The sequence below is a fragment of the Pseudomonas sp. GW821-FHT01C01 genome (assembly GCF_059422645.1).
Genome location: NZ_JBWKXF010000033.1, coordinates 29,564 through 48,555, shown reverse-complemented (window position 1 = coordinate 48,555; position 18,992 = coordinate 29,564). Strand labels below are relative to the sequence as shown.

Genomic DNA, 18,992 nt, shown 5'->3' with positions numbered 1-18,992 from the left:
TAAGGGCGGTCGGTCCTGGCCATTCGTGGCGGCCAAAGGAACGGACGCTGATCCCATCGCGGAGGCAAACATGGAGTTTTCGACAGATCTGCCCAAATACCGATTCGGCGCCTGTTTATTCTCAATCTGGTTATGTGCGAATTGGCCCCAGGCAGCCTTCGCTGCCTGCACTCTTATCCCCACCGCCGGTAACGACAATTTTGTCTGCGACAGCGCCACCAGCGGGCCGCTGACCGATTTATCGGGTAACAACACCCTGACCTTCCCCGCCAATGGCACCGGCAGGATCAACGGCAACGTGACCTTCGGTGCCGGCGCTGACACCGTGACCATGGCTTCGGGCACCGTGGCAGGCGCCGTGGATCTGGGCGACGGGGCGGATAGTTTTACGATCAGCGCCGGGCAAGTCACCGGGGCGGTCAACCAGGGCAATGGCATCGACAACTTTGTCATGTCTGGCGGGACCATTCAGTCCCTGGCCCAAGGGGACGGTCGCGACACCTTTCTGATGACCGGCGGCACCATCGTCGGCGCCTTCGAAGATGGCGACGTCGCCAGGATGACCGGCGGCACCATTGGCCGTGTCGACATGAAACTCGACAACAACCTGTTCGACATGTCGGGTGGGCAGATCATCGGCAATCTGGTGACCGGTTTGGGCACCGATACCATCATCGTTTCCGGGGGGCGTATCGGCGGCAACATCAGTGTCAGCAACGGCAACGACAGCATCACGGTCACAGGCGGGGAAATCGTCGGCGAGATTCGCGCCGGTAACGGCGATGACACGCTGGTGTGGGACGGCGGCGGGACCATCCGCTCGCAAGTCCTGCTGGAGGCGGGCAACGACCGCGCCACTTTGCGCAATCTGACCGAAAGCACCCTCGCCCTGACCCCGAGCATCAATGGCGGCAATGGCAATGACCTGCTGACCTTCGATCACACCACCTCGTCAGGCGCTGCCCGGTATATCAACTGGGAAACCGTCAACCTGGGCAACGGCTCGCACTTTGATCTCGATGGCAATCTTCAACTGGGGGACAGCACCACCGGCACCGGCGTGTTCAACATCGACGGCAGCAGTACGCTGACTTCAGTCCAGGGCAGCATCACGCCGTTGACTGCGGGCCGGCTCGCCACCTTGAACAACAGCGGCGTCATCGATCTTGCCGGCGGTAACTTGCGTACCAATGACACCCTGACGGTTGAAGGCAATTACGTGGGTAACGGCGGTCAGTTGCTCTTGCAAAGCGCAGTGGGCGATGACAGCTCCCCCAGCGACAAGCTGGTGGTCAACAACGGAACTCTGACCGGCAGCACCCTGATCAGCGTCACCAACGTTGGCGGCGCGGGTGCCCTGACCCGGCAAAACGGTATCCAGCTGGTACAGGCCCAAGGCACTGCGGTCAGCGACAACACCGCGTTCACTCTCAAAGCCCGAGTGTCGGTTGGCGCCTTCGAATACCGCCTGTTCAAAGGCGGTATCACACCGGGTAGCGAAAACAGTTGGTACCTGCGTTCCTCGGTGGTGGCACCGCCATTGGTCGCCGTCGCCAACCCTGATCCCGCCTTGCCGCCGACGCTGGTGCCCATCGTGGCAGTGCCGGTCGCCGCGCCCGTGGTTGTGGCCACCGGGGTTCAACCGGGTCAACCGGGGCAACCGGGGCAAGGGCCTGAAGGCGTCGTGACGGTCGAAGCTCCGGTGTTACCGGTCGCGGTTCCCGGCGCAGCACCGATCCCCCTGTATCGCGAGGCCGTCCCCACCTGGTCGGTGGTGCCGCCAGCCGCAGCACAACTGAGCCTGACCGCTTTGGGCACCTTCCATGATCGTCAGGGCGATCAGCGCCTGCTGACTGAAACCGGTGCCTTGGGCGCCGGTTGGGGCCGGGTCTACGGCAAGAACCTCGAGCAGACCTGGGCCGGTACCGTCACGCCAAGACTGAACGGTTCGCTCAATGGCTTCCAGGTCGGCAATGACCTGTTCAGTTCACAGTTGGCGGGTGGGCAAACCCAACGCAGCGGTTTTTTTATCGGCCACAGCCGCTTGCAAGGTGATGTCGACGGTTTCAATCAGGGCTTCGAAGGCAAACGCTCCGGCAAAGTGGAATTGCAGGGAGACAGTCTTGGTGTGTACTGGACCCTGACCGATCCTGCCGGCGCGTATCTCGATACCGTGGCCATGTACACCTGGCTCAATGGTGACAATCGGTCCGAAAGCGGCCTGAAGATCGACAATGATGGTCACGTCACGACGTTATCGGCAGAAGTCGGATACCCGATCGCGGTGGCCGGAAACTGGGTGGTCGAACCCCAGGCCCAGGCGATTTATCAGAAGGTCAAACTCGATAGTCAGGACGACGGCATTTCCCATGTCTCGTTCGATTCCGACAGCGCCTGGACTGGCCGCGTCGGCGCACGCCTGAAGGGTCGCTACGAGTTCAGTGGCCGGCCGCTGGAGCCGTATCTGCGGGCCAATATCTGGCACACCTTCAGCGGTACCGATACGGTCACCTTTGACCATGTCGATCAGATCGAAACCCAACAACGAACCTCGTCTGCCGACCTCGGTATCGGGATGGTGCTGAGCGTCGCGGCATCCGTCAGTGTGTATGCCGGTGTCGACTACACCAGCAATATCGACAGCAACCAGCAACGGGGAACATTCGGTAACGTGGGGGTTCGGGTGAAGTGGTGAGGGTTGAAAACCGCTCTGAGCCGAGGTTTTTTTGACGGTTTTTCGAACAAACAAGAACTTAGAGATACGTCATAAATCAGTCACTTAAACCATTACCACTGATCGGCGATTTTCTTGACTCGACCGTTTCGGTCTTCTTGACTTCACGTTACTACCCCCGGAATTACCACCAGGACCAGCCACAGGCTCCCGTAAAAACGGGCAACCCGTGACCCTTCCTAATCCATTCGGTCGCCCCTCATTCGGGGTAGGAGAGACGCCAGAGCGAGATTGCGCATGCGACTACAAGGTAGACCTCCATGAAAATTTCACTCACCCCACAAGAGATCAAAATCACTTTTTGCACAGTGTCGAGTTCACTCTTGCTGTGTTCCTCCATCGAAGTGCAAGCCGCCACTGCCGAGCAAGACACAGCCCCGTGGTATCGCCAGGACATCCCGACACTCAGTTTGTCGACCATCGCAATAACCTATCCCGGTCAATTCAGCGCTCACCCCGATCTACGCAGTTCCAGCCTGACCACTGAAGACGCTGCACCTACGACCTGGGACCAACTCTACGGCCAGCCCTCTCGCCAGGCACAAACCGATTACCTATCCCCGGGGCTGGCCGTCCCCGGCACCAACCAACTCAAAGGCCCGGCGATCCTGACCCTGCAAAGCGCCAGTGGCCATACGCACAGGGTTGGTCTGGTCGGTGGCGCGAGCCAGTTCCAGCTCAATAACAAGGGCGCACAGATCACCCAGGCATTGTCCGATCCCAACAGCGACACGCTCAACCTCCAGGGGCAAAGCCTCGGCGCCTATTGGAGCCTGACCGGGTCGCAAGGCTGGCACGTCGACCTGACCGCCAGCGGTGGCCGGGTCAGCGGTTTCAGCCGCAACGAGCAAGGGACCCGAAGAGCCACCGAGGGCAGCGCGATGACGCTGTCGGTGGAAGGTGGCTTCCCCATCGGCCTGGGCGAAAACTGGGTGATTGAACCGCAGGCGCAGTTGATCAATCAGCGCATCACCCTCGACACCCCGTATGCCGGATCAGGCAACGCATCTTCCACTGACCTGACCTCGTGGAGCGGCCGGGTCGGTGCACACTTGAAAGGCAGTTACGACATCAACGGCTTGCCGGTCGAACCCTACGTGCGGACCAACTTGTGGCACACGGTGTACACCGGCAACACCATAACCCTCGATCAGGTCGACAAGATCAGTAGTAGCCGCAGTTCCTCGACCGTCGAACTGGGTCTGGGCCTGGTCGCCAGAGTCACCCCGTCCGTAAGCCTGTACGTCAGCGCCGACTACAGCAGCGACGTGGACGACAACGATCTGAACGGTTTGATTGGCAGCCTGGGTGTGCGGATGCGCTGGTGAGGGAATACTGCAAAAGATCTTTTGGCGAGACTGGCCCCTTCGCGAGCAAGCCCGCTCCCACATTCATCCAATGTGGGAGCGGGCTTGCTCGCCAATAGCAGCGGTGCCGTCTCTGGATCAGCCCTGCGGCCGCAACATCAACACCGCCAACGGCGGCAAATTCAACACCAACGACAACGCCTGCCCATGGCTCGGCGTTTCCTCTGCAACAACCCCGCCATTGTTGCCGTAGTTGGAACCGGCATAGATAGACGAGTCGCTGTTGAGCACCTCGCTCCACTGCCCGGCAAACGGCACCCCAACGCGATAAGCCTCGCGCGGCACCGGCGTGAAGTTGGCCACCACCAGCACCGGCTTGCCGTCCTTGCTCCAGCGCAGCCATGCATAAACGCTGTTGATCGCGTCATCGCCGATCAGCCATTGGAAACCCTGTGGCACATCGTCCTGTTCGTGCAGCGCCGGCTCTTCGCGGTACAAGCGATTGAGGTCACCGACCAGTTTTTGCACGCCTTTGTGTTCGGGGTACTGCAACAAGTACCAGTCCAGTTGCTGGTCGTGGTTCCACTCGCGCCACTGGCCGAACTCGCAGCCCATGAACAACAGTTTCTTGCCCGGGTGCGCCCACATGAAACTCAGATAGGCCCGCAGGTTGGCGAATTTCTGCCAGCGGTCGCCGGGCATTTTGTCGATCAGCGAATGTTTACCGTGCACCACTTCGTCGTGGGAGATCGGCAGGATGAAACGTTCGGACCAGGCATACACCAGGCCGAAACTCAGCTCGTTGTGGTGATGGGCGCGGTAGACCGGGTCTTGCTGGATGTAATGCAGCGAATCGTGCATCCAGCCCATGTTCCATTTGTAGGCAAAGCCCAGGCCGCCCTGTTGCGTGCCCTGGCTGACGCCCGGCCATGCGGTGGATTCTTCGGCGATCACCAGGGCGCCCGGCGCTTCCAGTGCTACGACGTCGTTGAGGTGGCGCAGGAAGTCGATAGCCTCCAGGTTCTCCCGCCCGCCATGGCGGTTCGGCACCCATTCGCCGGCCTTGCGCGAGTAGTCGCGGTACAGCATCGAGGCCACCGCATCGACGCGCAGGCCATCAACGTGGAAATGCTTGAGCCAGTGCAGTGCCGACGCCAGCATGTAGCCGTGCACTTCATTGCGACCCAGGTTGTAGATCAGCGTGTCCCAGTCCTGATGAAAGCCTTCCTGCGGATTGCCGTACTCGTACAGCGCCGTGCCGTCGAACTGGGCCAGACCATGGACATCGGTCGGAAAATGCGCAGGCACCCAGTCGAGGATCACCCCGATGTCGGCCTGGTGGCAGGCATTGACGAACGCGGCGAACTCGTCCGGGGTGCCAAAACGCGCACTCGGAGCGAATTGCGACAGCAACTGATAACCCCACGAACCGCCGAATGGGTGCTCCATGATCGGCATCAGTTCGATGTGGGTGAAACCGAGGTCTTTGACATAGGGAATCAGTCGATCGGCCAATTCGGGCCAGGTGTATTGCCGGGCCACTTCGCCAAGATCATCCAGTTCGCATTGCCATGAGCCGGCGTGCAACTCGTAGATCGACAGCGCGGCGGTCGGGCGCTGGCGTTCGCCACGGGACAGCATCCAGTCGTGGTCCTGCCAGTCGACCTTCAGCGGCGAAGCGACTTTCGACGCGGTGTCCGGCGGCAAGCTGGTGGCCAGCGCCACGGGATCAGCCTTCAACGGCAGAATGCCATGGGCACCGAGAATCTCGTATTTGTAGGCGTCCCCTGCTTGCAGGCGCGGGATGAACAACTCCCAGACACCGGTGGGATGACGCAGGCGCATTGGATGCCGGCGCCCGTCCCAAACGTTGAAATCACCGACCACCGACACCCGCCGGGCATTCGGCGCCCACACGGCGAAACGCACGCCGTCGACGCCGTCCACAGTCTTGAGTTGCGCGCCCAGGCAGGCACTGAGGTCGCGGTGATTGCCTTCGGCAAACAGGTACAAGTCCATTTCGCCCAGCAACGGGCCGAAGCTGTAGGGGTCTTCGGCCGTTTGTTCGCCGCCGGCCCAACGGGTGCACAGCAGATACGCTTGCGCATGATCGAAATGCCCGACAAACAACCCCGGCGTCGCTGTGGCTTCAAGTTGCCCGAGCTCTTCGCCGGACGCCCTGGCCAGCACCTGCACACTCAGGGCACCCGGCAAATAAGCGCGAATGAACTGCCCGCCAGCGCCATCGGCGTGAGGGCCGAGAATCGCAAACGGATCGATATGCTCGGCGCGCACCAATGCATCGATATCCCGCGCGTTGGGTAGCAGCGCTTCTTTGTGATGACCCTGTTCCTTGTTCGAGACACTCATGACTACTCTCCACCAAGATCGGAAAAGGGTTTAAGCCCACTTAATAATCCATATAAACCGTGCAACGGCACGGGCAACCAGGTAGGGCGATTTTCCGCCTCATAGGCTACTTCATACGCCGCCTTCTCCAGACCGAACAACGCCAGCGCGGCATCCTCGCCTTCAGGATCTTGCCATGCATGGGAAAGACTAGCTGCCGCCAGCCGATAAGCGTCGACAAATGCTTGTCGCGCCTCGCTCAAGTAGCGATCGGTCACCCGCAAACGCGCAGCATCGGCCGCCGCGGTGTTATCGACGTTCTGCACGTTGATCGCCATCGCCGCCGCATAGTCGAAGGAACGCAGCACGCCGCTGACATCCTTGTACGGGCTGTGTTTGCCCCGTCGTTCATGCAATGGCCGCGCCGGTTCGCCTTCGAAGTCGATCAGGTAGGCATCGCCCTTGATCACCAGCACTTGCCCCAGATGCAGGTCGCCGTGCACACGAATGCGCAAGCCCCCCGCGGTTTTTTTCCCCAACGCTTGCACATGACCGAGAATGGCTTTTTTGTTGTCCAGTAAACGGCCAACCAAAGTCTGGTCCACCGGGTTCAGTTGATTTCTATGCTGCTTGAGCAAGTTCAGCGCCTGCTCGATTTGCGCCGCTACATCCTTGGCCGAGGCCAGTGCATCCTGCTGCGTGGTGACCTGCGGCAAGAAGTCCGGGTTGACGCTCGGCGCTGCCAGCACCTGATGCATTTCCCCCAGTCGCCGGCCCAGCATAGCGGCGAAATCTTTCAATTCGCCGAGCGCGTTGTAATGCTGTTCCTGCTCGGACACCGCATCGGCCAGCTCATCGCGTAACGCCCGCTCGAGGTTGTTCTGGGTCCACTCCCAGGCGTCACCCTGATTGCTCAGATAACCTTGGGCGATCATCAGCAGGTTGTCTTCACCCGCTGCATCCCGACGCACCACGGCCCCCAGCAAAGGCGAAATATTGCCGAACCCGGCTTCGGTCAGGTACGCGCTCATTTCCAGCTCAGGGTGCACGCCGGAGGCAACCTTACGGATCAATTTCAGCACCAGGCTGTTGCCGATCACCACCGAACTGTTGGATTGTTCGGCGGACAGGTAGCGCACCGGGGACTCAGCGTTCAGGCCGAGTTTTTCCAGCTCGGCGGTGGACTCGAAGCGAATCTCGCCATCGCCAGAGGCCAATACGCTGCCGGCCTGAATGCCTTGCAATACGGCATGCACAAAGGTTTCCAGGCTGAAGGCATCGGTGATCAAGCCGACCTGGCGCCCGCGCCGTACCCGCGACAACGCCAATTGCTGCGGCAACGGCGTACCGACCTGGTCCTCGGAGATAAAGCCGAACGGTAGCTGGTAGCGGCTGCTCTGGCCACCGCTGGTGACGTTGATCTCACTGAACAGTACCGGATGCTGCGGATCGCCGAACCGCACGCCATAGGCCAGTTCGACCTGCTCGATGGCGGCGTCCTTGCCGGCGAACCAGCGGCGGTTCTGCAACCAGTTCGGCAGGATGTTTTGCTCCAGCGTGGTGCGTGACGGCGCTTCGAGCAGTTCTTCCATGCGTTTTTTCAGCACCAGCGTGGTGAAGTCCGGCAGGCTCTGTGCGGGTTCCACGTGCCAGCTCGGCATCTGGTTTTCCGCGGCGAGGCCGAACCAATAGAAGCCATAAGGCGCCAGCGTCAGGAGGAAATTCAGCTGGCCGATGGGCGGGAACGCGTTACCCCCGAGCATCTCCACCGGCACCATGCCGACGTAGGCGGACAAATCGAGCTCGGCGGCCTGGGCACTGCGCGACACGTTGGCCACGCACAGAATGACTTCGTGTTTACCGTCCGCCCCGGTGTATTCACGGGTGTAGGCCAGAATCCGCCGGTTGCTCGGCGACAGCATTTTCAACGTACCGCGCCCGAAGGCCTTGGACTGCTTGCGCACGGCGAGCATGCGCCGGGTCCAGTTCAACAGCGAATGCGGGTCGCCTGCCTGGGTTTCGACGTTGACCGACAGATAACCGTATTGCGGATCCATGATTGGCGGCAGCACCAGGCTGGCCGGGTCGGCGCGGGAGAAACCGCCATTGCGGTCGATCGACCATTGCATCGGCGTACGCACACCGTCGCGATCGCCGAGGTAGATGTTGTCGCCCATGCCGATTTCATCGCCGTAATACAGGGTCGGCGTGCCGGGCATCGACAGCAACAGGCTATTGAGCAGTTCGACCCGGCGTCGATCACGCTCCATCAGCGGCGCGAGGCGACGACGAATCCCCAGGTTGATCCGCGCCCGGCGGTCGGCAGCGTAGTAATTCCACAGGTAATCGCGCTCCTTGTCAGTGACCATTTCCAGGGTCAGCTCATCGTGGTTGCGCAGGAAAATCGCCCACTGGCAGTTGGCGGGAATGTCCGGGGTCTGGCGTAGAATGTCGGTGATCGGGAAGCGATCTTCCTGGGCCAGGGCCATGTACATGCGCGGCATCAACGGAAAGTGAAAGGCCATGTGGCATTCGTCGCCGTTCAAGCCTTTCTTGTCGGTGTCGCCGAAGTACAACTGTGTGTCCTCCGGCCATTGATTGGCCTCGGCCAGCAGCATGCGATCGGGGTAATTGGCGTCGATTTCGGCGCGGATTTTTTTCAGGACGTCGTGGGTTTCCGGCAGGTTCTCGTTGTTGGTGCCGTCGCGTTCGATCAGGTAGGGAATCGCGTCCAGGCGCAAGCCGTCGATGCCCATGTCGAGCCAGTACCGCATGACCGACAGCACCGCTTTCATCACTTGCGGATTATCGAAGTTCAGGTCCGGCTGATGGGAGTAGAAGCGGTGCCAGAAGTATTGGCCAGCGACCGGGTCCCAGGTCCAGTTGGACTTTTCGGTGTCGAGGAAAATGATGCGGGTGCCATCGTACTTTTGGTCGTCGTCCGACCATACGTAGAAGTCCCGCGCCGCCGAACCGGGCTTGGCCTTGCGCGCACGCTGGAACCAGGGGTGCTGGTCGGAGGTGTGGTTGATGACCAGCTCGGTGATCACCCGCAGGCCGCGTTTGTGCGCCTCGGCTATGAAACGCCGGGCATCGGCCATGGTGCCGTAGTCGCTGTGCACGCCGCGGTATTCGGCGATGTCATAACCATCGTCGCGCCGTGGCGAGGGATAGAACGGCAACAGCCAGATGGTGTTGACGCCGAGGTCGGCAATGTAATCGAGCTTGGCGATGAGGCCGGGAAAGTCGCCAATCCCGTCGTTGTTGGAGTCGAAATAAGATTTGACGTGGACTTGATAGATCACCGCGTCCTTGTACCAGAGCGGGTCCTTGATGAACGTGGCTGCCTTGGGTTTCTTCGCCATGTGAAACTCCTGGTGAATTCAACTTTGGCCACAGGACGGGATTTTTCTGTGGCGAGGGAGCTTGCTCCCGCTCGACTGCGCAGCAGTCGCAATCCGGTCGAACACGGTGTCGCTGAAAATGTACGGGGTCGCTGCGCAACCCAGCGGGAGCAAGCTCCCTCGCCACAGAGGTTGTGGTGTTCTCAAGAGGCGGTAATGCGCCAGATCCCGAACGGCTGGTATGCCGGGTCGATCCGCATGAATTGCTGCTTGCCGTGCCACGTCCAGCGATGGCCATTCATCAAGTCTTCGCCCTGGGTGCTGGCGTTGTCGGGCAAGCCCATTTCCCACAATGGCAACTCGAAGTTCGCTTCCTGCACGTTGTGCGGATCGAGGCTGACCGCCACCAGGATAAAGTTGCTGCCGTCAAAGCTGCGTTTACCGAAGTACAGGATGTTGTCGTTCCAGGCGTTGTAGACCTTCAGGCCCAGATGCGTGTGCAACGCCGGGTTTTGCCGGCGGATGCGGTTGAGCTGGGCGATCTCGGCAATAATGTTTCCCGGCGCATTGAAATCCCGCGGGCGGATCTCGTATTTCTCGGAATCGAGGTATTCCTCCTTGCCCGGCACCGGAGCCGACTCGCACAACTCGAAACCCGAATACATGCCCCACAGGCCCGAGCCCATGGTCGCCAGCACGGCGCGGATGAGAAACCCGGGACGCCCGGAGTCATGGAGGAACGCCGGGTTGATGTCCGGCGTATTGACGAAAAAATTCGGCCGGTAACATTCGCGCCATGGCGATTCGTTGAGTTCGCTGAAGTAACTCGCCAGTTCGGCCTTGGTGTTGCGCCAGGTGAAATAGGTGTAGCTCTGGGAATAACCGACCTTGCCCAGGCGCGCCATCATTGCCGGGGTGGTAAAGGCTTCGGCGAGGAAGATCACCTCGGGGTACAACGCCCGTACATCGGCGATCAGCCATTGCCAGAATGGCAGCGGCTTGGTGTGCGGGTTATCGACGCGAAAGATCTTCACGCCCTCCTCGACCCAGCCCACCACGATGTCGCGCAGCTCCACCCACAGGCTCGGAATTGCCTCGGGGGTATAGAAGTCGACATTGACGATGTCCTGGTATTTCTTCGGCGGGTTCTCCGCGTATTTGATCGTACCGTCAGGCCGCCAGTTGAACCAGCCGGGGTGCTGCTTGAGCCACGGATGGTCCTGGGAACACTGGATGGCAAAATCCAGGGCAATTTCCAGGCCGTGGGCAGCAGCGGCCGCGACCAGTCGGCGGAAGTCTTCGCGGGTACCCAGTTGCGAGTGAATCGCCTCGTGCCCGCCCTCCTCGCTGCCGATTGCATAAGGGCTGCCCGGATCATCGGGACCCGCCGTCAGGGAATTGTTCGGACCTTTGCGGTAGCTGCGTCCGATCGGGTGGATCGGCGGGAAATACAACACGTCGAAACCCATGTCCTGGATCATCGCCAGCCGTGAATGCACGTCATTGAAGGTGCCATGGCGCGCGGGACTGTCGGTGATCGAACGCGGAAACAATTCATACCAACTGGCGAACTGCGCCAGTTCGCGCTCCACATCCACCGGATACTCCGGGCTCAGGCTGAGGTAGGCACGATGATCGACGCGGGCCATGAGGTCGGCGCTACGCTGGTGCAGAAACAGTGCGATCTGCTCGGTTTCGAGCAGTCCTGACAGTTCATGGTGCAAGGCCGCCAGTTGCTCGCTGAGTAGCCCTTCGCTGCGTTCGGCAGCCTGCTGGACATGAATCCGGCCTTCCTGCAATTCGAGGCTGACGGGCACGGCAGCCAAATGTTTCTTTTCCAGTTCGTAGCAAAAACTGGCGAACTGATCGATCCAGGCTTCGATACAGAACAGATAACGGCCCTGGCTGTTCACACGGAACTGCCCTTGCCAGCCGTTGTTGCCCAGATCGTGCATGACAGCGCTTTGCCAGACGTCCTCGTCTTCGGCCCGCCAGCGCACGCGAACCGCCAGTTTGTCATGCCCGTCGGCGAAGACCTTGGCCGTCACCACCACGTCCTGCCCCACCACGGCCTTGACCGCGAACTGCCCGCCTTCAAGGGTCGGCATGCAGTTTTCTATGACAATACGCGGCAGCAACAACGCCTGCGACAGCGGCATGTGCGGGTTGTAGCTCAACTCAGTCGGTTTTTCAGCCGTCATCGAGCCTCTCTCCTTACGCCCCATGGACGCGCTTGTGTCTGGTCGCCATCCCGTCGGGCCATCCGCCCTGGAATACACTCACTATGGTTCCGAACGGCAGCCGTCGGGAAAGTTTCATCAGCAATGTCCGCAATCAAGTTCTTCGTGCAGCGGTCAACCAACCAGTCCACCTACTTAAGCACGACTCACGCCATGTGCCATCGTAGGCTTGAACAATGAACAATACATTCCCGGCCGTGACGCCGGCACTTGAAGGTACCGACAGTGATTCGGTGATTTGACTGACATTGATCAACATCCGCCGCCGCTGTTCCGGATAGGCGTTTGTGCGTAACGACAGCGGGTGCTTCAACTTGTCGCACGCCGTGCAAACTGCACCATCTGATCCGCTTTTTAATGCAATACCTGAGTCTGTTATGCAAACAGATTGCCGCTCATAGTGCTCATGCCTGATGGAGGCTGATGAGCGAAAGACCATGAGCGAGAGAATCCCCGTCCGAACCGTTGAAACATTCGAACCTTCGCGTTTAAAGACGAAGGCCAAGTCCAGCGACAACCTGATCCACACCCGCAGCTTCACCGGGCTGTTCCGCAACCTGCGCATCAGCGGCGCGGGTTTTCTGTTTTTGTTGTTTTTCGGCACCGTGTGGCTGAACTGGGGCGGCCGCCAGGCGGTGCTCTGGGATCTTTCCGAGAGCAAGTTCCATATCTTCGGCGCGACCTTCTGGCCGCAGGATTTCATCCTGCTCTCGGCGCTGTTGATCATTGCCGCGTTCGGCCTGTTTGCGATCACCGTATTCGCGGGCCGGGTCTGGTGCGGCTACACCTGCCCGCAAAGTTCGTGGACCTGGATCTTCATGTGGTGCGAGAAGATCACCGAAGGTGAACGCAACCAGCGGATCAAGTTGCAAGCCGCGCCGTGGGGCCTGAACAAACTGATGCGGCGCTCGGCCAAGCACACTTTGTGGCTGGCCATCAGCCTGCTGACCGGCCTGACCTTCGTCGGCTACTTCACGCCGATCCGGCCGCTGGCCGAAGAGCTGCTGACCTTTCAAATGAGCGGCGTCAGCCTGTTTTGGGTGCTGTTTTTTACCGGCGCCACGTACATCAATGCCGGTTGGCTGCGTGAAGCAGTGTGCATGCACATGTGCCCCTACGCGCGGTTCCAGAGCGTGATGTTCGATAAAGACACCCTGACCATTTCCTACGACGTGGCCCGAGGCGAAAACCGTGGCCCGCGCAAACGCGAAGTCAAACCCGCCGAAGTCGGCCTGGGCGATTGCATCGATTGCCAGCTCTGCGTACAGGTCTGCCCGACCGGCATCGATATCCGCGATGGCCTGCAGATGGAATGCATCGGTTGCGCCGCGTGCATCGACGCCTGCGATTCGATCATGGACAAAATGGGCTACGCCCGGGGACTGATCAGCTACACCTCTGAACACCAGTTGCAAGGTGGCAAGACTCACCTGCTGCGTCCGCGCCTGATCGGCTACACCGCCGTACTGCTGGTGATGATCGCCGCGCTGGTGGTGGCGCTGATGGAGCGGCCGATGGTGTCGCTCGACGTCAGCAAGGACCGGGGCCTGTTCCGCGAGAACAGCCAGGGGCAGATCGAAAACATCTACAGTCTGAAGGTGATCAACAAAACCCAGCAGCGTCAGGACTATCAATTGAGCCTGGTCGATGCCGATGATTTCGAGTTGCAGGGCAAGACCGTGTTGAGCCTGGCGCCGGGGGAGATTATCGATGTGCCGGTGTCGGTGGCGATGCTCACGCAACGTCCGGCCAGCAGTTCGCAGAGCATCAGCTTCAAGGTGGTCGACAACGATGAACCTGGCGTCTACAGCGTGGCGAAGAGCCGGTTTGTCGCGCCGATGAATCGCTGATCCCTTAGACTGCGGTCCGTGTGAAATGCGCTCCTGTTTTGGCAACGCAATCCACTGTGGCGAGGGAGCTTGCTCCCGTTGGGTCGCGAAGCGGCCCCAAAATGGGACTGCTGCGCAGTCCAGCGGGAGCAAGCTCCCTCGCCACAGACAAGCTCCCTCGCCGCAAAATCTGTTCGAATGAGTTCCATGACGGGATACCGATGAAACGCTACGAAAAATTCGCCGACGACATTGCAGAACTGATCCGCTCCGGCGTCCTCGGCCCGGGCCAGCGTGTGCCGTCGGTACGCTACGCCAGCCAGACCTACGGGGTCAGCCCGTCGACAGTGTTCCAGGCCTACTACTTGCTGGAACGACGCGGTCTGATCCGCGCCCGTCCGCGCTCCGGCTACTTCGTCAACGCCCATGCGCCTCGGCCGTTTTCCGAGCCGGAAATCAGCAATCAGGTCAACGAGTCCACCGAAGTCGATGTCAGCGAACTGGTGTTCTCGGTGCTCGATTCGATCAAGGATCCGAACACCGTGCCCTTCGGCTCGGCGTTCCCCAGCCCGACGCTGTTTCCCCTGCAACGTTTGTCCCGTTCCCTGGCCAGTGCCACCCGCGAGATGGACCCGCGCATGGTCGTCACCGACATGTCGCCCGGCAACCCGCAGCTGCGCCGACAGATCGCCCTGCGCTACATGGTCGGCGGCCTGATGCTGCCGATGGAAGAACTGCTGATCACCAACGGCGCCCTGGAAGCGCTGAACCTGTGCCTGCAAGCAGTCACTGAACCGGGCGATCTGGTGGCCATCGAAGCCCCGGCGTTCTACGCCTGCCTGCAAGTGCTCGAACGCCTGAAGCTCAAAGCCGTGGAAATCCCCGTGCATCCGCGCGATGGCATCGACCTTGGCGTACTGGCACAAACCCTGGAACGCCACCCGATCAAGGCCTGCTGGTGCATGACCAGCTTCCAGAACCCCATGGGCGCGACCATGCCCGAGGCAAAGAAACAGCAGCTTGTGGAATTATTGCGCCGCCATCAGGTACCGCTGATCGAAGACGATGTCTACGCCGAACTGTATTACGGTCAACAAGCACCGAAACCGGCCAAGGCATTCGATACCGAAGGCCTGGTGATGCACTGCGGCTCGTTCGCCAAAAGCCTGGCCCCCGGTTACCGCATCGGCTGGGTGGCGGCCGGTCGTTACGCGCAAAAAATCGAACGGCTGAAACTCATGACCTCGCTGTGCGCGTCGATGCCGGCCCAGGCGGCCATCGCCGATTACCTGCAACACGGCGGCTACGACCGGCATCTGCGTAAATTGCGCCACGCGCTGGAAGACCAGCAAAGCGCCATGCTCGCCGCTATAGCCCGTTATTTCCCGGCACAGACGCGGGTCAGCCAACCGGCGGGCGGGTACTTTTTGTGGCTGGAATTGCCGGAACAGATGGATTCATTGAAGTTGTTTCAGATGGCGTTGGCGCAAGGCATCAGCATTGCGCCGGGACCGATTTTCTCGCCGACGCAGCGGTTCAGGAATTGCATTCGCTTGAATTACGGGAGCCCGTGGGATGAGGCTGCGGAGAAGGCGATGGAGACGTTGGGGCGGATTGTGCGGTCGTTTTGAGGGTTAGATGTTGCCTGCACTAACGCCTTCGCGAGCAAGCCCGCTCCCACCAGGTATTTCCGGTGAAGAATCCCTGTGGGAGCGGGCTTGCCCGCGAAGAGGCCAGCACTGACAACACAAACCTCAGATCAACGTCCACCGCCGAGATCGACGAAAGTCCCCGTCGCATAAGACGCCTTGTCCGACAGCAACCAGACAATCGCCTCCGCCACTTCATCCGGCCGCCCGCCCCGGGCCATCGGGATCGCCGATTCCAGCTTGCTGACCCGATCCGGGTCGCCGCTCAAGGCATGGAAATCGGTGTAGATGTAGCCGGGACGCACGGCGTTGACGCGAATCCCCTCACCCGCGACTTCCTTGGACAGGCCGATGGTGAAGGTGTCGAGCGCGCCTTTGGAGGCGGCGTAGTCGACGTACTCGTTGGGCGCGCCCAGACGCGCGGCCACCGAGGACACGTTGACGATGCTGCCGCCCTGTCCGCCGTGCTTGGGTGACATGCGCAGGATCGCGTGCTTGGCGCAGAGGATCGGCGCCAGGACGTTGGTTTTCATGATTTTGAGAATGCGGAACTCGGACATTTCGTCGACCCGGGACTTGTGCCCGACGGTGCCGGCGTTGTTCACCAGCGCGGTGACCCGCCCCAGTTCACTGTCTACCCGATTGAACAGCGCGATGACTTCGTCTTCGATGCTGACGTCGGCCCGCACCGCAATGGCTTGCGCACCGAGGGCTCGGACTTGCTCCAGCACGCCGAGCGCGGCCTGTTCGTCAGCCTGGTAGTTGATGCAGATCCGATAGCCCTGCGCGGCGGCCAACAGGGCGGTGGCGGCACCAATGCCGCGGCTGCCGCCGGTGATGACGATGACTTTGTCCATGCAAGCGTACCCCCCCAATCAAAGCTTAAGCGGTCGGGGCCAAGAATAACCGCCATTGATGGTTTTTGCATGAATTCGGCAGCGCTTTGTGGCGAGGGCGCTTGCTCCCGTTCGGCTGCGAAGCAGTCCGGATTTCAGTTGGCGCTGTAGGCTGAAAAGCGCGGGCCGCTTTGCGACCCAGCGAGAGCGAGCTCCCTCGCCACAGCAAGCTCCCTCACCACAGATCAACTGGCAACCAGTGCCTCGCCGCGATGGATTTCCACCATGAAACCTTCGGCCGGCAGCGGATGCCCCAGCAGGTAACCCTGCAACGAATCGCAACCGAGTTGCGTCAGGAAGTCCTGCTGCACTCCCGTCTCGACACCTTCGGCAACGATGCGCAACCCCAGCGCCTGGCCGAGGGCCACGATGGCCGATACGATGGCGGCGTCATCGCTGTCGCGCTCCAGGTCCCGGACAAAACCGCGGTCGATCTTCAGCTCGTTGGCCGGCAGGCGCTTGAGGTACATCAAACTCGAATAGCCAGTACCAAAATCGTCGATGGACAGGTCGACGCCCATGTCCGACAGCTCCTGAAGCACCGTCATGCTCGCATCGGCATCGCTCATGGCGGTGGTTTCAGTGATTTCCAGGGTCAGGCTGTTGGCCGGCAGATGATGTGCCGCCAGGGCCTTGGCGACGCTGCGGACCAACCCGGAATGACAGAACTGGATGGCCGAAAGGTTCACCGCGATGCGCCACTCGGTGTAGCCCAGCACGTACCACTCGCGCATCTGGCGGCAGGCTTCGTTGAGTACCCATTCGCCGATCGGAATGATCAGCCCGGTTTTCTCCGCGAGTTCGATGAATTTGTCCGGCAACAGCATCCCCTGGGTCGGGTGCTCCCAGCGCAGCAACGCCTCGGCGCCCACCGGGCGACCATTGCTGGCATCGAACTTGGGCTGGTAATGCAGGCTGAATTCCTGATGTTCCAAGGCATTGCGCAGGTCTTGCAGCAATTGCAGCTGTTTGCGGGCGTTGCTGTTCATCGACGCGTCGAAAAAGCTGTAGCCGTTTTTACCCGAGCCCTTGGCGTGATACATCGCCGCGTCGGCGTTCATCAGCAATTCATGGGCGGACTGACCGTTTCCCGGGTAGAGCGCGATGCCGACGCTGGCAGAAATGTGCAAATCATGTTCGGCAACCCGGAACGCACCCGCAATCAACCCGACCTGACGGGCCGCAAGGTTCAAGGCGTCGATCTGCTCGCTCAATTGCACCAGCAACACGAACTCGTCGCCGCCGATCCGCGCCAGGGTGTCCTGGCTGCGCAATTCTTCGCGCAGGCGCAAGGCCACTTCGCGCAACAGCAGATCACCCATGTGATGGCCAAAGGCATCGTTGACCGGTTTGAAGCCGTCCAGATCGATGAACATCAGGGCAAAGCAACCACCCTCTTCGCGGACCCGCGACATGGCCTGATCGATTCGATCGGCGAGCAACATCCGGTTCGGCAACCCGGTGAGGGTGTCGTGCAGGGCCAGTTGGGTCAGTTCACGGTTGGCCTCGGTCAGCGACTGGGCCAGATTCGCGGTGCGCGCCTCCAGGCGTGCATCGAGAATCGAGGTCAGTAAGGCGATGCTCAGCACCGCCAACGTGGTGATCAGCACCAGGTTGTCCAGGCCCTTGCCGCTCAACCCATTGACTGCTGCCCCGCAAAAGCTGCCGTCGGCAAAGCGTGCGGCGGCCATTCCCGTGTAGTGCATGCCGACGATGGCGATGCCCATGATCACAGCGGCACCGCCACGGATCAGACGGACATAAGGTGTGTGTTGGCGCAAACGGAAAGCGATCCACAATGCCGCGCCCGAAGCACCGACAGCAATCATCAGCGAAGCACCGAACAGCGTCGGGTCGTAGTCGATACCCGGTTGCATGCGCATGGCGGCCATGCCGGTGTAGTGCATCGCGCTGATGCCGGCGCCCATGACCAACGCGCCAAAAGCCAGTTGCCAGGCCGGCAATTGCGGCTGGCTGACCAGCCACAGCGCGAATCCGCTGGAGAGCACGCCGATCAACAGCGACAACAGGGTGATCGTGCCGTCGTAGCCCAGGTCGATGGGCAACTCGAACGCGAGCATGCCGATAAAGTGCATCGACCAGATGCCGATGCCCATGGCAATGGCCCCGCCCGCGGTCCATAAATGCACGGCGCGCCCCTTGGCGGTGGCAATGCGCCCGGTCAGGTCGAGTGCGGTGTATGAGGCGAGAATCGCTACACAGAGTGAAATGATAACCAGGGTGGGGGAATAGCTACCGATGAGCATGGGGACTTCTCGCGAATGCCCCCGTTAATGGTATCGATTCTCGCCGGGGGAAAATGCGGCGATTGTACTGATTCCAAATGAGAACGCACTCACAAAATGAGCAAAGGGCCATCAGTCCGATGAAACGCTTGTTTTAAGGTTTCACATTAACTCGCGTCAGGCGCAAAACCCGGTAGGAGCTGGCTTGCCAGCGAAGAGGCCGTCATTTCCAACGTCTTTGTCGCCTGACACTCCGCCTTCGCGGGCAAGCCCGCTCCTACAGTTGGATTTGTGCCATCCCCAAATCCCGCATCCACCCAAAACCCGGTAGGAGCTGGCTTGCCAGCGAAGAGGCCGTCATTTCCAACGTCTTTGTCGCCTGACACTCCGCCTTCGTA

The 18,992-nt window shown here is 60.6% G+C and carries 9 protein-coding genes; 4 read left to right on the top strand and 5 right to left on the bottom strand.

The features are described 5' to 3' along the window. Window positions 1-70: 70 nt before the first annotated feature. Both AC07XF_RS19335 and AC07XF_RS19330 read left to right on the top strand, forming a co-directional pair. Complete coding sequence (locus AC07XF_RS19335; protein WP_495027712.1) at window positions 71-2,695, top strand: autotransporter family protein; 2,625 nt, start codon at window positions 71-73, stop codon at window positions 2,693-2,695. Window positions 2,696-2,994: 299 nt separating this feature from the next. Next, window positions 2,995-4,062, top strand: a complete 1,068-nt coding sequence (locus tag AC07XF_RS19330) for an autotransporter domain-containing protein (protein WP_495027711.1) — start codon at window positions 2,995-2,997, stop codon at window positions 4,060-4,062. 117 nt (window positions 4,063-4,179) lie between these two features. Here the strand turns inward: AC07XF_RS19330 and glgB are convergent, their stop codons facing one another. The 3 genes from glgB to AC07XF_RS19315 form a co-directional block, all read right to left on the bottom strand. Continuing rightward, entirely contained in the window at window positions 4,180-6,411 is a 2,232-nt protein-coding gene (gene glgB / locus AC07XF_RS19325) for a 1,4-alpha-glucan branching protein GlgB (RefSeq protein ID WP_495027710.1), read from the bottom strand. A 2-nt stretch (window positions 6,412-6,413) separates the two neighbouring features. Next, window positions 6,414-9,755: a maltose alpha-D-glucosyltransferase gene (gene treS / locus AC07XF_RS19320; RefSeq protein WP_495027709.1), complete on the bottom strand. Its 3,342-nt coding sequence runs from the start codon at window positions 9,753-9,755 to the stop codon at window positions 6,414-6,416. A 182-nt stretch (window positions 9,756-9,937) separates the two neighbouring features. After that, window positions 9,938-11,935, bottom strand: coding sequence for an alpha-1,4-glucan--maltose-1-phosphate maltosyltransferase (locus AC07XF_RS19315; protein ID WP_495027708.1), 1,998 nt, complete (start codon window positions 11,933-11,935; stop codon window positions 9,938-9,940). Window positions 11,936-12,411: 476 nt separating this feature from the next. Between AC07XF_RS19315 and ccoG the strand changes: the two genes are divergently transcribed. Together ccoG and mapR are read left to right on the top strand one after the other, a co-directional pair. Next, window positions 12,412-13,824 carry a cytochrome c oxidase accessory protein CcoG gene (gene ccoG, locus AC07XF_RS19310; protein ID WP_495027707.1) on the top strand — a complete coding sequence of 471 codons (1,413 nt, stop codon included), beginning with the start codon at window positions 12,412-12,414 and terminating at the stop codon, window positions 13,822-13,824. A 200-nt stretch (window positions 13,825-14,024) separates the two neighbouring features. Next, window positions 14,025-15,434 (top strand): GntR family transcriptional regulator MpaR, encoded by a 1,410-nt coding sequence (gene mapR / locus AC07XF_RS19305; protein WP_495027706.1) that lies wholly within the window; start codon window positions 14,025-14,027, stop codon window positions 15,432-15,434. Between the two features lie 128 nt (window positions 15,435-15,562). On the opposite strand, the gene AC07XF_RS19300 is transcribed toward mapR, so the two are convergent. Both AC07XF_RS19300 and AC07XF_RS19295 read right to left on the bottom strand, forming a co-directional pair. Next, window positions 15,563-16,309 carry an SDR family oxidoreductase gene (locus tag AC07XF_RS19300; RefSeq protein ID WP_495027705.1) on the bottom strand — a complete coding sequence of 249 codons (747 nt, stop codon included), beginning with the start codon at window positions 16,307-16,309 and terminating at the stop codon, window positions 15,563-15,565. Between the two features lie 224 nt (window positions 16,310-16,533). Next, window positions 16,534-18,615: a putative bifunctional diguanylate cyclase/phosphodiesterase gene (locus tag AC07XF_RS19295; RefSeq protein ID WP_495027704.1), complete on the bottom strand. Its 2,082-nt coding sequence runs from the start codon at window positions 18,613-18,615 to the stop codon at window positions 16,534-16,536. Window positions 18,616-18,992 lie beyond the last annotated feature (377 nt).

Excerpts from the sequence above, each read along its gene's own strand:
- ccoG (WP_495027707.1), top strand. The coding sequence starts at position 12,412 with ATGAGCGAGAGAATCCCCGTCCGAACCGTTGAAACATTCGAACCTTCG.
- AC07XF_RS19295 (WP_495027704.1), bottom strand. The coding sequence starts at position 18,615 with ATGCTCATCGGTAGCTATTCCCCCACCCTGGTTATCATTTCACTCTGT.
- AC07XF_RS19330 (WP_495027711.1), top strand. The coding sequence starts at position 2,995 with ATGAAAATTTCACTCACCCCACAAGAGATCAAAATCACTTTTTGCACA.
- glgB (WP_495027710.1), bottom strand. The coding sequence starts at position 6,411 with ATGAGTGTCTCGAACAAGGAACAGGGTCATCACAAAGAAGCGCTGCTA.
- AC07XF_RS19335 (WP_495027712.1), top strand. The coding sequence starts at position 71 with ATGGAGTTTTCGACAGATCTGCCCAAATACCGATTCGGCGCCTGTTTA.
- treS (WP_495027709.1), bottom strand. The coding sequence starts at position 9,755 with ATGGCGAAGAAACCCAAGGCAGCCACGTTCATCAAGGACCCGCTCTGG.
- AC07XF_RS19315 (WP_495027708.1), bottom strand. The coding sequence starts at position 11,935 with ATGACGGCTGAAAAACCGACTGAGTTGAGCTACAACCCGCACATGCCG.
- mapR (WP_495027706.1), top strand. The coding sequence starts at position 14,025 with ATGAAACGCTACGAAAAATTCGCCGACGACATTGCAGAACTGATCCGC.
- AC07XF_RS19300 (WP_495027705.1), bottom strand. The coding sequence starts at position 16,309 with ATGGACAAAGTCATCGTCATCACCGGCGGCAGCCGCGGCATTGGTGCC.